Source organism: Arthrobacter sp. TmtSoilC48 (genome assembly GCF_059739425.1).
In genome coordinates, this window is record NZ_AP046049.1 from 3,166,700 (window position 1) to 3,182,167 (window position 15,468).

General features: G+C 59.2%; 9 protein-coding genes. 1 reads left to right on the forward strand and 8 read right to left on the reverse strand.

Annotated elements, in window-relative coordinates:
• Window positions 1–317: 317 nt before the first annotated feature.
• From AC6I97_RS14715 to AC6I97_RS14750, 8 genes are all read right to left on the reverse strand, one after another.
• Window positions 318–1,172 (reverse strand): PDC sensor domain-containing protein, encoded by an 855-nt coding sequence (locus AC6I97_RS14715; protein WP_497945271.1) that lies wholly within the window; start codon window positions 1,170–1,172, stop codon window positions 318–320.
• A 562-nt stretch (window positions 1,173–1,734) separates the two neighbouring features.
• Entirely contained in the window at window positions 1,735–3,564 is a 1,830-nt protein-coding gene (locus tag AC6I97_RS14720) for a dipeptide ABC transporter ATP-binding protein (RefSeq protein WP_497945272.1), read from the reverse strand.
• Entirely contained in the window at window positions 3,561–4,457 is an 897-nt protein-coding gene (locus AC6I97_RS14725; protein WP_497945273.1) for an ABC transporter permease, read from the reverse strand. The genes AC6I97_RS14720 and AC6I97_RS14725 overlap by 4 nt, the downstream gene beginning before the upstream one ends.
• Window positions 4,454–5,461 (reverse strand): ABC transporter permease, encoded by a 1,008-nt coding sequence (locus AC6I97_RS14730; protein ID WP_224089846.1) that lies wholly within the window; start codon window positions 5,459–5,461, stop codon window positions 4,454–4,456. Before AC6I97_RS14730 ends, AC6I97_RS14725 begins: the two co-directional genes overlap by 4 nt.
• Window positions 5,462–5,516: 55 nt before the next feature.
• Window positions 5,517–7,118 (reverse strand): ABC transporter substrate-binding protein, encoded by a 1,602-nt coding sequence (locus AC6I97_RS14735; protein WP_224089845.1) that lies wholly within the window; start codon window positions 7,116–7,118, stop codon window positions 5,517–5,519.
• A gap of 320 nt (window positions 7,119–7,438) precedes the next feature.
• Window positions 7,439–9,103 (reverse strand): carboxylesterase/lipase family protein, encoded by a 1,665-nt coding sequence (locus AC6I97_RS14740; RefSeq protein ID WP_497945274.1) that lies wholly within the window; start codon window positions 9,101–9,103, stop codon window positions 7,439–7,441.
• An 850-nt stretch (window positions 9,104–9,953) separates the two neighbouring features.
• Window positions 9,954–11,354, reverse strand: coding sequence for an MFS transporter (locus tag AC6I97_RS14745; protein ID WP_497945275.1), 1,401 nt, complete (start codon window positions 11,352–11,354; stop codon window positions 9,954–9,956).
• 617 nt (window positions 11,355–11,971) lie between these two features.
• Complete coding sequence (locus AC6I97_RS14750) at window positions 11,972–13,654, reverse strand: choline dehydrogenase (protein ID WP_497945276.1); 1,683 nt, start codon at window positions 13,652–13,654, stop codon at window positions 11,972–11,974.
• Between the two features lie 352 nt (window positions 13,655–14,006).
• On the opposite strand from AC6I97_RS14750, the gene AC6I97_RS14755 reads away from it, so the two are divergent.
• Window positions 14,007–15,455 carry an aldehyde dehydrogenase family protein gene (locus AC6I97_RS14755; RefSeq protein ID WP_224089842.1) on the forward strand — a complete coding sequence of 483 codons (1,449 nt, stop codon included), beginning with the start codon at window positions 14,007–14,009 and terminating at the stop codon, window positions 15,453–15,455.
• Window positions 15,456–15,468 lie beyond the last annotated feature (13 nt).

Genomic DNA, 15,468 nt, shown 5'->3' on the forward strand with positions numbered 1-15,468 from the left:
ATATCTGAAGCGCACAACTTGCTGTTCAGTTCGATCCACGGATGAACGACTCGTCCGCTTATCAGTCGCGGCTGAAGATCAAACCAGTTCGAAGCCGTCACCACTACTTAATCGAAGCGGGCGCCAGTATCCTAGTCACGCTCCCGGACAGCCGGCAAAGGGGCCGGCGACGGTTCAACGGGCCGAATCAGCTGCGTTCTCGCTGGTATCTACGCTCAAGCAGAGGCCCCAGGGAACCAAGGGGAGAGCGATTCTTCGTTCAGCCTGATGGGTTGGAGAAAGGATTCCACCGACGAGGCTGGCCGTGTCTGTGGCGATTACGACTTCGTTCTGGTCCACGATGCATGTGTTTGGGGGCAACGGCCGGAGGAAAGGGTCGAATTCGGCCTGGAACTGGCTGACGAAGACGTCTGCGGCAGCGACGCCTGCCATTGTGCCCGCTCTGGTGACACGTTTGCTGAAGTGACGACGTGTTGGTTTGCGCCAAGTGCGTCGATGTAGGCGTAGGTGGCGTGGACTTTGTCATCAGGGTCCGGAGCAGGCCACCATGGCGTTGTCAAGTAGTCGTAGAACTCCGGGCCCATCTCGTATTCGTACCGTTGCGCCGATTCCGGTCCCGACGGGAGGTAGCACCAGATGGAGCCGGGTTCGCCAAAGTAGGATGAATCGGCTCTGAATCCCGTCCCGTATAGTTCCGGCATGGCGTTCAGATTCTGACGCGCCATGTAGTAGACGTTATTCAATTCATCCAGCCTGGCCCTCTTAGCACGGCTAATGGCATCATGGGCGGCTTCTTCGACCGTCCGGATCGATTCGGCGGCGGTCCCTAGGAGGCTCACAGCGCACGATTCGAGTGCGGAAACTGCGCTATCTATGCCTTCGATTCCGGGTGGTGAGTCTGGTGGCGGAGATTCCAGGGACAGCCGCAGGTCAATGAGGCGGTTCATGTCCAGGCGCACAGGCTCTTCGGCGAGGCCTCTGGCACGGGTGGTGTCCCCGGCCCGTATTGCGTCCACAATCATCGTGTGTTCGTACGCCGCCATACGCCGACGGTCAGGCGAGCTGACCCAAACAACCAAGGCCGCCACCTCCGCCTGCGTGGCAATCTCCTGGCGGGTGAAAAGGACGGATCCAGAGGTGGCTGCAAGCCCGGATGTCGCGCAGATCCTCAAGGGAGTACGTAGCAAGGTTGTCCCGCTGGGCCTTGGCGATGTCCCCGGTGTTCGCCCTCACGAAGCTTCCGCCGCCCTTTCCGCGTCGCGATACCAAAAGCCCCAAGTGACGAAGTTCGGCGAGTCCTGCAGGAGTGTTCCAGAACGCTTCCGGGCTACATCCGATCGTGCGAGGGAAGAGCACCGCCTCCGAAAGGCCCCACCAGCGCCGTAACAACACCACCATTTAGCGCTGTAACCCACAAGCGTCCAACTGCCTGGCCAGACATCGAGTTCAGCTTAAACGCCGTCCGGTTACAGCGGTCTCCTACCAGCGCTGTCCAGCCCATGCACGGGGAGGTTGCGTCTCTGTCGTCGAGCATTGGATAGATAACGACCCGGCCCGTCAGAGAAGGGCTACCACGGTCTCGGCATATAACAGCGACGCCGGCGGCGATTCCGGCGACAGTGAAGTGGCCATGTACGGCAGGGTTCACGTCAAGGGGGAGCCGTGATGAACACGATCCGTTGAACTCGCACAGTACGGCTTCAACCTCAAGATCGAAGCCGTACTTGCGACTTTTCAGGTAAGTGAGCTCGTTGGTTCGACTCCATACGTTTGTGGCCTGAACATGGGGATGGCGCCAACGAGTTCACGCGTGTAGTCGTCCGCCGGTGAATCGAACAGTTGGGTGACCGGACCGATCTCCCTGACAACGCCCTTCTGCAAAACGAGCGCGCGATGGGCTATTGCGCGTACTACCGCGAGGTCATGGGTGACGAATACTACAGACGTGCCGTACTCAGCAGACAGTCCGGATAGGAGATCGAGTATTGCAGCCTGCACGGACACATCAAGTGCTGAGGTGATTTCGTCGGCAAGAATCAGCCGTGGATTCGTCACGAATGCCCGTGCGATGGCTATGCGTTGCTTCTGCCCACCAGAGAGCTCACTTGGGTATCGATGGACCATTGATTCGGGAAGATTTACGTCCGCCAGGATTTTACGTGCTCGTTCTTCACGGTCGGCCTTGGATAGCTCGGGAGCAAAGAGATGCAGTGGCCTGGTGACGAGGCTCATTACGTCGTGCCGCGGGTTTAGAGACATGTCGGGGTTTTGGAAGACTATTTGCACGTCGCGCCGCGCGGAGCGTGACCTCTTTCCCACGTCTGGGGCCAGTGTGGCCCCATCAAACTGAATTTCTCCACTGCTGCGTGGGTGCAGTCCTGCAATGGCACGCAGAAGAGTTGATTTTCCACTGCCCGATTCGCCGACAAAGGCGAGCGTCTCACCTGGGGCGACGCTGAATGTGACTCCCTTGACGACCGGGATCGCATGACCACGCGAGCCGTACTCGCACCAGACATCATCAACAGAAAGCAGCGACGTTGAATCCTCGACTGTGCCCAGGACTCCAGGTCGGTCACTTATCGAAAGTGTTTCGTAGTTGCCAGCCCGGAGGCACCGGACGTTGTGTGTTGGCCGCAGCGGCAACAGCTTGGGGTTGGATTCCGAGCAGCTCTTGATACTGAACTGGCAGCGTGGTGCGAAGGGACAGGCCCCAGCTACAACCCCTGGAGGCGGTGCCCCGGGGATCCCTGATAACGCACGAGTGCCGGTTGCATCCGGAACGGCCGCCAGCAGTGCCCTGGTGTAGGGGTGCTCTGGACGTGACATCAATTCACCCGCTGGACCGGACTCGATGACTTGGCCCGCATACATAATCGCGATTCGGTCGGAGACCTCCGCGAGGAGAGGCAGGTCATGGCTAACGAACAAGGCAGCGGTCTGGTGCTCCTCCACTACGCGTCGGAGAAGTTTGACGATCCTTGCTTGGGTCGTAACGTCCAACCCAGTCGTCGGTTCGTCGAGGATCAACACCTCGGGATTGCATGAGATAGCAATCGCCAGGTTGATCCGCTGTTGCTGACCACCACTGAACTGATGCGGATAACGTCGAAGCGCGGCCTCCGGATTAGGGACGCCGACCTCCTTCAAAAGCTCCACTTGCCTGTCATAGTTGGCTTGTCCGGTTAGCCCGAGGTGGATCTTCATGGGCTCGGCCATCTGACGCCCAATAGTCAAGGCCGGAGTCAATCCATTCGACGACGCTTGGGGCATGTAAACTACCTTGCTCCCCCATATGCGTCGAAGTTGTTCAAGGGGGATCTTCAGAAGATCAATGTCGCCCAGCTTTGACTGGCCGGCGGGCACTTGCATGGCGCCCGGCCGATAACCGATCGCCGCCAACGCCGTCGTGCTCTTGCCACAGCCGGATTCGCCCGCCATTCCGAGGATCTTTCCTCGCTCCAGCACGAAATCGACGTCGCTCACGACCTCTTTCAGGACGCCGTTCCGCAGGCCGTACCCCACTGAGAGGCCTCGCACTTCCAGTGCGACCGAGGTACTCATAGCATGAAGTCCTTCGTAGTGTCTTTGTTGACGTAGGAGATGATCGCATCTGCGATCAGGTTGAGGCCAACCGACAGCGCGGCGATGCCGACTACCGGCGCGAGAGCCGCCCAGGGCTGAACCTGCACGTAGCCCAAGCTGGTCGCGATAGATAGGGCCCAGTCAGGGGAGGGTGGCGTAGCTCCGAGGCCAAGGAAATTGAGGGCTGCAACGAAGAGCACGCCGTAGGTGATCCTGAGGGCAAGATCCGAGACGAGCGGCCCGACGATGTTCGGGGCGATCTCCCGCACGACAATGGAAACAGCACGCTCGCCGCGGGCCCGAGCGGCTTGGACATAATCGGCCGTGACAACTGCCAGCGTGGCACCCCGGGCGACTCGTCCGATTGGCGGTACGAACACAACAGCCACCGTAATCAACAGAACTGTCGCCGACGAGCCGAACCCAGCTATAACGGACAGGGCAATGAGCAGGGGCGGGAGAGTCAGGAGAATGTCGAAGACTCGGGCAACCACCTTATCGAACACTCCCCCGGCATATGCAGCAACCATCCCCAGCAAGCCCCCGGTGATAGTCGCCAGTGCAACGGCCGCGAGGGGAATCAGCAACACCATCTGGCCGCCCAGTAGGAATCTGCTGAAAACGTCCCGCCCCAAGTGGTCCGTTCCGAACGGCAGACCGCTGCTGGGCGGCGACAGCGGGCGCCCGACAGCAAGCTGATCGTACGCATGTGGAGCCAATGCCGGACCGAGAATGAGCACGAGCAGGACGGCGCTGACAATGACCAGTCCGAAGCGACCCGACCAGGTGTGGGTAATGGGTCTCAGAGGACGAAACTTACGTACTGGCCGACGATGAACAGCTGTGGCTTGAGGTATGGAATCAACGCTCATCGGGCTGCCTTCAATCGTGGGTTGAGATACGTGACGAAGATATCCGCGATGAAACTAAGTGCGATAAATACCGCCCCCAGTAGCACGGTTATCGAGAGAGCAGAGTTGGTGTCACCCTGGGTGATGGCCTGAATCAAAAGACGGCCCAGCCCTGGGAAACCGAACACGTTCTCAACGATGATGGCTCCGCCCAGCAGGTACGTCATGACTAGTGCAACGGCGTGCACGAGCGGGACGGCCGCGGACCGGGTGGCGTGTTGCCATACAACTAGTCGCCTGGGCAACCCCCGCAGAACGGCGTTCCTTGTGAACGGTGCGTTCAATGCCTCCGAAACGGACGCACGTGCTATTCGTGAAACGTAAGGCACGACACTCAGTCCCAAAGTCAACGCGGGGAGGATGAATGCCAGGAACCAGGCAGCAGTAACCTCCCCCGCGGCGGCAGACGAGCCAACGGGCAGCCAGCGAACCTGGACGGCCAAAAGGATCATCAGGCCCAGTCCGATGACAAACTCCGGGAGCGCGGCCAGCACTGTCATCACAACGAATGCAACTCGGTCAAAGAACCCTCCTTTTCGAGCCATGAACACTCCCAGTAGGATGGCAACGGGAAGGGACCAGGCCAGAGATGCCAAAGCGAGCTCTGCCGTGTGGGCGAAAGCAGGAAGTACCAGCGGCTTGATCGGTACTTTTGAGATCAGAGTTGTTCCCCAATCACCCTGGATGTAGTGACCGAGCCAGTCGAAGTATCGAACGAGCAACGGACGATCCAGTCCCTGCACCGTGATGAACGATTGCAACTGCTCGTCGGTGACGTTGATCCCTAGGGCGTTGCGCGCGATTTGCTCACCTGAACGGTTCATTGCTACGAACGCTATGAATGAAATCAGCACGAGCGTCAGAACCGACATCAGAAGCTGACGGCTCAACGCCAAAACGCGAGACATACTCCTGCCGCCAACCACCACCGGGTCGGCTACGGGTTCCGCTGCCACGCTTGTCATGTCATTACCCTTCTCAGTTGCGAATCATCGATCGTGTCTGCCCGTCCCTCGGCTTTCAGGCCAACCACGTCTTTCTGAAATCCACCGTGTCAACAGTGATGAACAGGCCGTTGACTTTGGAGGAACGAGCATAAGCCGCGTCCGCCCACACAGGAAGCAGAATGCCAAAAGTCTTCCTGGCTTGAAGGAAGGCCTTCTGAGTCAGTTCAATCTGCCGGCTCGGATCCGTGGTGGTGTAAAGCTCATCAACGATCTTGTCCAGGGCCGGATCCGAGAAGTGGCTGTACGGCCAAGCTGCGGTGGAGCGGTAGCTGGCATCAAACCGGGACGGAGGGAAGACCTGAGGACAGTACGACATGAAAGCAGGAGTAACCATGTACCCCTTGGACCAGTACGTGTCCGGCGAGTACTGATCCAATGTCACGTTGATCCCTGCACCCTTGACGGCCTGCTGCCATGCTTGAGCAGCGTCCAACATCCCAGGCACCGAATCGGTAACACTCAACTTGATATCCAGGCCATTCGGGAAACCCGCCTCGGCCAGCAACGACTTCGCCTTATCGGGGGCGTACTCGGGCTTAAGGCCAGGAGGATTCCAAGAAGAATCAGGGGCAATAAACACGTCCGCCGCTGCCGAGCCGTGGCCCTGCAGCGCGGTTTCAACCATCTTGTCGCGGTCGGTTGCAAGCTTAATGGCATCGAGCACTCGCGGATCGTTGAACGGCGCGACGCGCTGATCAAAGGCATAAATCCAGGTTCGCTGATTCTTGATCGTTTCGAGCACCAGATCGTCGCGGCCTTGAATCCCTGCCCACAATGAGATTGGAATCAAATCTGTGACATCTGCCGCTCCCGACAGGGCGGACTGCAGCTTGGCGCCCTGATCCGGCGTAATCGTCGCTTCTACCCCGTCCAAGTACGGCGCCCCACCCCAGTAAGCGTCGTTCCGCGCAACCTTCCAGCTGGATCCCGGGCTCCAAGCCGTGATCTTGAACGGCCCCGTGCCCACGACAGTGGTACCGCTGAAATCAGTAGTACCCTCCTTAACTATGTGACTTAGGGAGTTGCCAATAGTCTGCATCAAGACGCTGTTGGGCTTCTTAAGATTGAGCACTACAGTCGAGGCATCGGGTGCCGAGACCCCATTCATATCGACATAAGGCGACATGAATGCGTTCATAGAACTCCCGGACTTTGGATCGAGCCAGCGGCTGATGGTGTAAACGACGTCCTTTGACGTGAAATCAGTTCCGTCATGCCACTTGACGCCGTCCCGAAGGTGGATCGTCCACTGCGTGGCAGCAGCGTTTACATCCCACGAGGTCGCGAGAGCAGGCTGCGCCACAAAGTCCTTGTCGGTAACAGCGAGCGGGTCATAGATCGCCTTTATGATTGTGGATACATTGCCGGTGAGAGCCGTACCAGGATCCAGGGTGTCCGAACTGCTACCATCACTGATCGCGATGCGCAGCGTACCGCCCTTCTGGGGAACTCCCCCGGACTGTTCTGAACCGGTGCCAGGCGAGCTGGTGCAAGCAGCCAGCAATAGTGCGCCGAGGCTGATGCCGCCGACCGCAAGCACCTGCCGTCGGGAAGCCTCCAGCTTGAACGCATTGACGGGCCTGGCTGCGGATGACTCGTGACTGCTGTGATCCATGTGGTACACCTCCATGTTCGGTGCATCGGACAGACCGATGACGATTGATAAAGAACTTATCTGTGAAAAAGATCACCGTTAATTGTTGATTTTCATAAAAGGGAGATCGCCGTTGGTGTATCCCACAAGCCCGATACATCGAGCGGCCGCAGACTACCTTGGTCAAGTTGTTTGGACAGAGAGTTTGCGTCCTTCTAGGCCAGGCGTGCGGAAGCCCCCCATCGACGAAGGGAGTCCCCAAAGCGCCGTTAAGGACGTCGACACCCTCACTTTGCTGCTTTAGACGGCGACGGGGCGGGTAACCCGGGTGTGCTGTGCCTTCACCAGATCGTGAGCGCCGTGATGTGCGGCCGAAGGTCTCCTCGGAGGTCATTGACCACACGGGTGTGTTTGTCGAAAACCATAGTCGGGCGCGAGGCCGTGTTGTAGGCCGGCCAGGCCAGGCTGTCCGTTGAGGGGTCGCCCGTCCTGGCGAAGTTCATCCAGGCATCGAACATCTTGTCCCCTACATTGAACCGGTCTCCATTCGGGTCGGCGGCGGTGCGTGCCTCATTGGAGTCCTCGCCGTCCCAGGCCACACCGTAGTCCTGACGGTTGAAGACGAACGGAAGCTCAACGCCGTGCGGAGACCACCTGCCATCGAAACACGGAGTCCTCCATTGGCATTCATACGCGAAGACCTGGGCCCCTGCCTGTTCGGCCTTGGCAGAGCTTTGCCGCACTGCGCTGTTCCAAAAGCCGATGTCGGTCGTGATCCGCAGCGAAAGCTCCGTCTGTGGCAGCGACGGCATGGCCCGCCGGTATTCATCAATCAGGGGGACGAGCTCCTCAACCTTGACGTTGCTGACGATGGCGTACGGCGCCAGTCTCCGCGCGAACTCGAGATCGTCGGCGGGCGGTATTTCCAGCTCCCCTGGGACGAAGCCGGCAAAACCCACCGTCTCGTGCAGATCGGTACCGATCATCATCGGGATGTGGCGGGCAGACTCCGGAGCACCATCTGCCCAAGAGTTACCCCTCAGGATTCTGCCGTCGATTACCGGCCCGTATTTCAAGGAGGCCGTCAATCCGTTCGGGGTCAAAGGCGGGTCGGTCACCTTCTCCACATACTGCGCAATCGCCTTCGCCGGGGCCGCCTGCAGGGCCTGGAGGTCGCCGTGGCGGATGCCCAGTTCCCGGTAGAGGCCCGCCGTTACGGTTGAGGCATCCTCGGCCGTGTTGGAACTGAGCAGGGAGCCGCTCATCACGATGGCCTTATGGAAGAGGCCTTTGGCCTCCTCCATCGCCATCAGGCCGATCACCTTGGCTCCTCCTCCGGACTGGCCGAAGATTGTGACGTTGTCCGGGTCGCCGCCGAAGGACGAGATGTTCTCCCTCACCCACTGCAGCGCGGCAACGAGATCGAGCTGGCCGACATTTCCCGAGGTAGCGAACCGCTCGTCGGCAGACTCACCGAGATACGTGTATCCGAATGCGTTTAGCCGGTGGTTGACGCCGACGGCGATGACGTCACCCCGGCGCGCCATGCTGCCCCCGTCGTAGAACGGCGCGCCCGCCGAACCCCAGATGAAGGCCCCCCCGTGCAACCAGACCAAGACCGGCAGGTTCGAGGACATGGTCGCGTGGTCCGGCGCCCAGACGTTGAGAACGAGGCAGTCCTCGTTTTCAACGCTGGGGTCCACCCAGTCAGGGAAGTCCGGGTTGATCTGGGGACATTGAGGACCTAGCTCGAGCGCGTCCCGCACCCCCGCCCAGGGCGTGACCGGCCGAGGCGGCAGGAAGCGATTGGGCCCCGCCGTCGATGCACCATAGTGGATGCCCTTGAACACGGCCAGCCCATCGGCGACCCCGCCGCGCAGTCTGCCCGGTTCCGTCTCGACTATCCGGTAGCCTGTCGAGGTTCCCGCGGCAAAACCCGACTCAAGGGGTTTCACCACGGCGATACTGTTACTTTTGCCCGTTCCCGCGTAGTTTTCAGTCGTCATGCTGGTTCAGGCTCCTGTGCTATGGCCGCGGTCGATTCCCGGTCATAGGAGTCAGATGCGGCAGATTTCGAGAAAATTCGAACGTTAGGAAGCTTTCGCTCGGCACATACGCATGAGCGAGTTGCGCTCTTATCCCGACAATGGGGGGCGTAGCCCCACTTAAGGTTCCGACCAGGCAGAGGGATTCCTCCGGGAGCTGCGTGGCTAAATGGCTTGATTTCTTCAGCGAGAGTTGAGAGGAATATATGAGAAGGAGCGACAGAGTGGAAAGTGGAGAATATACGGCAGACTCAGGTGCAGCTCGGATACTCTCCAACGCACGCTTCGGCCTGTTCCCGCTGCCGGGCAAGGACGCCTGCGTCTGAGCAGTATCCTGTTCCGCTGCGCTTGAGGCAGAGGAGGCCCCTCAGATGCCCGCCGGCGTCGACAACTGCGAGCCGGCGTCGTCCTAAGAGCTTGAGCCACGCGGTCGTCCGACTGATGGGCCACCACTCCGAGGCTGTCCTATCCTCAAGCCTTCCCAAATGGACTGCCGGCGCTTCGTCGGGCGCTTCCGCCGCAATGTCAGAGCGTTCGATGGTGGTCAAAAGCTGTCCGTCTGCCGCGACCACTAAGGCCAGCTGCACGTGGCCGTCAGCGAAGAGGGAACGAACTTCGCCAACGGTCGAGGTCCGAGGGAGCGTCTTGGGGAACCTCACCATCGCCGCCCCGACTGTGCCGCTGGCAGCTGGCCGAGTGCCCTGCCGACGTTCCAAACCTTCTCCCCTCCGCATATGTTGTCGAGCGTGTGCTCCCCGCCTCACCGCAGACTACACATCCCAGCCTGTGCAGCAAGCCCTTAAATGAACGGTCACCCCAGGCCGATATGGCGACGACGACCGACGAATGCGTGGATAAGCAGCGCTATGAACACCGCCATGCAGAGCAGCGCACCGATCGCGAAGGTTGCCCGGATTCCGTCCCCGGTTGCGTGGAGGTCAGGTGCCATATTCGCCGCGAGCACAGCGCCAGAAACGGCGGTGCCGAAGGAAGCGCCAACTGATCGTAAGACCTGGTTGAAGCTCACGGAACTTCCCAATTCCGCCCTAGCCACGCTTCGTGCAATGAGAGCAGGCATTGCGGCGTAACTGGCCCCCATACCGACACCGAAAGTGACCATCCCCGCCAGAATCTCCCAGAGTTCATCGTGGGCAAACCAGAGCAACATTCCAGCCCCGGTCATAATGCCGGCACCAATCGGCAGAAGCGTTGTTAGCTTTATTCGTCGTGAGAGCCAGCGGACCAGTCGGTTGGCCGCGAAGCTTCCCACGGAGAGCGGCAGCATCACGAATCCAGCCCAGAAGACCGGAAGGGCGATGCCATACCCGGTGGACAGGGGAGCTTGTGCGACGAGACTTGAAATTGAGAGGCCGATGTACAGTGCGGCGCCTAATCCGGTTCCAGTGGCATTAGCGAGCAAGACCTCACCGTGCCGGAATACTCGTAGGTTGATCAGGGGGTCCCGCAATCGAAGCCCGGTCCTGACCCAAAGGAACAGAAAGAGAGCGGCCAAAGCAAAGCTGCCCATTGTCCACGGAGATGCCCACCCCCACGTTGGTGCCTCGCTCACACTGAGCAGTAGTCCGCCCAGACCTAGGCTGAGCAACGCGGCTCCGCAGTAATCGAACGGTAAACGCGCGGCTTGCGTATCAGGTCCTGCCGGAACTGCAACGAACACCACTACGATTGCGGAAACTACAAAAAGCACTGCAAACCAGAACGCGACACGAAAATCCGTTAGGCCCGCGATCACTCCCGTCAAGGGGTACCCAAGTCCCAGGCCGGTAGCCACCGTCACGGATAGGCTGGAGATAGAAACCTGCACTTTGTCGGCCGAAGCGTAGCGGCGGGCAAGAGCAATCGTCACCGGTACTATTCCATAGGTCAATCCTTGAAGGGCTCGACCGATGAGGAATACCGTAAAGTTTGGCGCCAAGGCCGCCACCACGGAGCCAACAAGGATGACGGTCAAGGAGACCAGGAGAAGCCGCTTCTTATGGGGGCCATCGCTTAGACGCCCCATTATTGGTGTTGAGATCGCTCCAAACAACAGGTTGACGGTGAGCATCCACTGCGCGTTGCTGACCGAAACATCCATCTCGCGAGATATAGCAGGCACCAGCAACATGCCGAGCGAACTCACGATCGACGTCGAAAGGGCTGCATAAATCAGAGCCGGAACCAATCGGGAGGGCGCAGGCGAGTCAGTCATCGAACGAATGCTCTCGTACGGCAAGCGTGATTCCGTTTGAGCTGACGCGCGATATGCCTGCCAAGTTGGAAGCGGTCGTCCACGGAAAATCGGCAGGACGGTCCAACGATCCATTTGTGCCCACAGGCTTCCTCCGCTCTGTATGAGGTGTATGAAGTAGCGGATTCAGATTCTCGATAGAGGAACACGTTATAACGTCGCTCATTCGCATAATTATACACAAGTAACTTGATAAAGTTGCATGATCTTTTCGATGTTCATCGCCCGGGAAGCATGCGACATTGTCGGATTCACCGCATCAACGTTGGTCGGTCATCTCGGAACCGCCACTGTGGGCGTCGCGAGGACACCTCAAGTTCGGTGGGTACGGCTTTTGATTACGCCGGCAATACATCTGGAACATCGGCCAATGCACCAAGAGCGTTCGGATGACTGTTCGTTCGTGTTCAGTCGCCACATGACATCAGCCAAGCACGGCGATTCGGATCCAAGTCGAAACAGGCACGACGGCGGGCTGCGGCTTCCACGCGAAGCCGCACCGCGCCGTCGAACTGACTTGAAGAAGAGGCAGACTGCTGCGGACGGTCCCATGCCCGCGAGCTGGTCGAATCCTCGTGCTAGAGGCTGAGACCCTCGGCCGCAGCATGCCGGTAAAAGTCGACGTGCTCAGCGGGGAGCGGATCCTTGTTGAGGATGACGTCGGCTGCCTTCTCGGCGATCATCATGACTGGCGCATAGAGGTTCGCATTTGGGATAGACGGCATCACCGACGCATCGACAACTCGAAGGCCCTCAACTCCGTGCACCCGGAAGCTGTGGGGGTCAACGACTGACTGGTCATCGTTCCCCATCTTGCAGGTCCCGCACGGGTGGTATGTCGTCTCGGCATCCTTGGAGACCCAGTCGAGGATCTCCTCGTCCGTCTGAACTTCGGGGCCAGGCGAAAGCTCACCGCCGTTGAATGCTGCGAAAGCGGGCTGATTCATAAGGGCCCGGGTAGTGCGAACACCGTCAATCCATTCCTGGCGATCACGTTCGGTGGACAGATAATTGAACGTCGCAACGGGCTGCTCGAACGGATCGCTGTTCCGCAACTTAATGTGCCCCTTCGACTGTGGCTGCTGCGGACCGAGGTTGATTTGATACGCGTGAGGAGTCTCGGCAGGGGTGCCGTCGTTCCGCACCCCAAGCGTGAGCATGGTGAGCATCAGGTTCGGCATGGGGGCGTCATCGAACGAGCGGACGAACCCGCCGCCTTCGAAGTGATTCGACGCACCCGGCCCTGTCTTATTGAACAACCACTTGAGACCTGTCATCGGATAGGTGTGCTTTTTGACGATGCTCTGGTTGGAGACGGGCTGTTTGCACTCGAACATGATGAACGCTTCAAGGTGATCCTGCAGGTTCTCGCCGACACCAGGCAGATCGGCGATGACGTCGATGCCATGCTCCCTTAGCTCGGCGGCGTTACCGACGCCCGACAGCTGCAGCAGCTGCGGCGAGTTGTACGCACCGCCGCTCAGGATGACTTCAGCGCCTCTGGCGATGGTCCGCTTCCGGAACCGGGTGGCAAACTCGACGCCGACTGCGCGTGTCCCCTCGAAGACCACCCGTGTTGCTCGAGCGCCTGTGATGACGTCGAGGTTTTTCCGCTTCTTCACCGGGGCAAAATAGGTGCGCGCAGCGTTGTAGCGTTCGCCGTTCTCGATGTTTGAATCGAACGAGGAGAAGCCCTCCTGGCGGTAGCCGTTGACGTTATTGACGAGTTCGTAGCCCGATTGCTCGGCCGCTGAGAAGAGCGCATCGAACAACGGGTTGCGCGATCCGTTGTGATGGTGCTGATTAACTGGAATAGGTCCAGATTGACCACGGTACTCACCGGTGGGATCCGAGCCCTTGAACGTCTCGATCCGCTTAAAATACGGAAGAACGTGAGCGTAATCCCATTCTTCGGTTCCGGTCTCTTGGGCCCAGCGCTCATAAACGAGTGGATTGGCGCGCTGATAAAACATCCCGTTAATCGAGCTGCTTCCACCCATGACTCTGCCGTGATAGTGGTCGATTCGACGACCCTTAAGCCCTGTCTCCGGCTCCGACTTGGTACGCCAGTCGTAGAAAGGGTGGCCCATGAGGAAGAGGAATGCTGCAGGCACTCGCACGGGGACATCAAGTGAGGAGTATCTGTGACCGGCTTCAAGGACCAATACTCGGTTTTGTGGATCTTCGCTCAAACGGTTCGCGAGGACGCAACCTGCGGAACCTCCCCCAACAATGATGTAGTCATAAGCGTCAAGCTTCATTGTTTGTCCTCACTTGGTAGATGGCGTTGTTCGAACGGCCTCGCTCGACTGAAATCCATGCCTTGCCAACATCCTTCCGCAAGTGCCCGAGCGAGGGGCTAGGGAAGATTACGAAGTAACGGACGGCATCTTGTGACCGATGACAGATCATGAGATCTCCATATTCCCAAACGGGGCGACCCGGAAAGCCGATCCAGATGCCCTCGCATCGTTCTCAGTTGTGCCAGGGCTCACTTTTCTGTGTTCGTTTCAGAAAATCTACGAGGCGGCGTCCACCGCGGCAAGCGATGATTGAGCGTGACAGTGACCCAACCTTGGACGACGACCACGACCACTGAGGAGCAACTCGACAATGACCCTGGAAAGCATGGACTTTATGGCGTTTGCGGAAACGTACCTCGCTGATGAGAAAGGTGAAGACGCTTCGAAGGTATTCAACCCGGCGACTGGCGAAGTGATCGCCAGATTTCCCATAGCGTCTGATTCCGACGTCGATGCTGCCGTGCAGCGAGCCTCGGAGGCGTTCAAGACGTGGGGAAGCACGTCCCCAGCTGAGCGCGCGGCCGCGCTGCTTAAGATCGCTGACGCCGTCGAGCAGGAAATCGACGAGTTCGCGCGGATCGAGAGCCTGAACGTGGGCCTTCCGATCGGAGATGTGCGCGACTTCGTGGTGCCGACTGTCGTGGATGTTCTTCGATTCTTCGCGGGTGCTGCCCGGATCTCTACGGCGCCCGCCGTCGATGAGTACGACAACGAAAGCACTTCATGGGTTCGGCGGGAGCCGCTCGGTGTCGTCGGGCTCATCACGCCCTGGAACTATCCTCTCCTGATGGGAGCTTGGAAGATCGCGCCAGCCCTCGCAGCCGGCAACACAATGCTGCTCAAGCCGGCGACTGTTACACCCCTCAGTACCCTCAAGCTTGTGGAGATCGCCAACCGCTTCCTTCCTGAAGGCGTTATCAACCTCATCCTGGGTAGCGGATCCGCAGGCACCGCGATGGCCAAACACCCCGGAATTCGAAAGATCGCATTCACTGGCGCAACCTCCACCGGCAAGTTTGTGGCAGCAACTGCTGCAGAGACCGTCAAGAAGGTGGGCCTCGAGCTCGGCGGCAAGGCACCGGTGCTGGTGTTCGCGGATAGCCCGATTCGCCAGACGGCCAGGGACCTCGTGGCTTTCGGGTATTCGGGCGCTGGCCAGGATTGCACGGCTGCTTGCCGCATTATCGTTGAAGAGTCTGTCTACGAGGAATTCGTCGAGGCATACTGCCAAGAAGTCAGCGAGCTCGTCCTCGGCGACCCCTCCGATCCTGCCACGACACTGGGGCCGGTGATTTCAGAAAGGCAACTAAAGTCCGTCCTTGGGTTCATCGAACGCGCTCGGGAAGCCGGCAACACGATCAGGCAGGGCGGACGACAGGCAGATCGTCCGGGCTGGTTTATCGAACCGACTGTGATCACCGACGTTAAGCAGACGGACGAGATCGTTCAGAGCGAAGTGTTCGGCCCGGTAGTGAGTATCCAGTCGGCAAAAAGCGACGATGAGATGCTGCAGCTCGCGAACGACGTCAATTACGGCCTGTCGGCCAGCGTGTGGACGACCAATCTTGCGCGCACTCTGCGCTTTAGCAAAGAACTGCGCTTCGGCACAGTCTGGGTCAACCAGCACACTCCCAATGTTTCGGAGATGCCATTCGGCGGATACGGCGAGTCGGGCTACGGCCGCGAGCTATCGTTGCACGGTCTGGATGAGTACTCCCAGCTGAAGCACGTCATGGTCAAGCCTGGGCTCGACCTTTAGAAGCTGGACGACT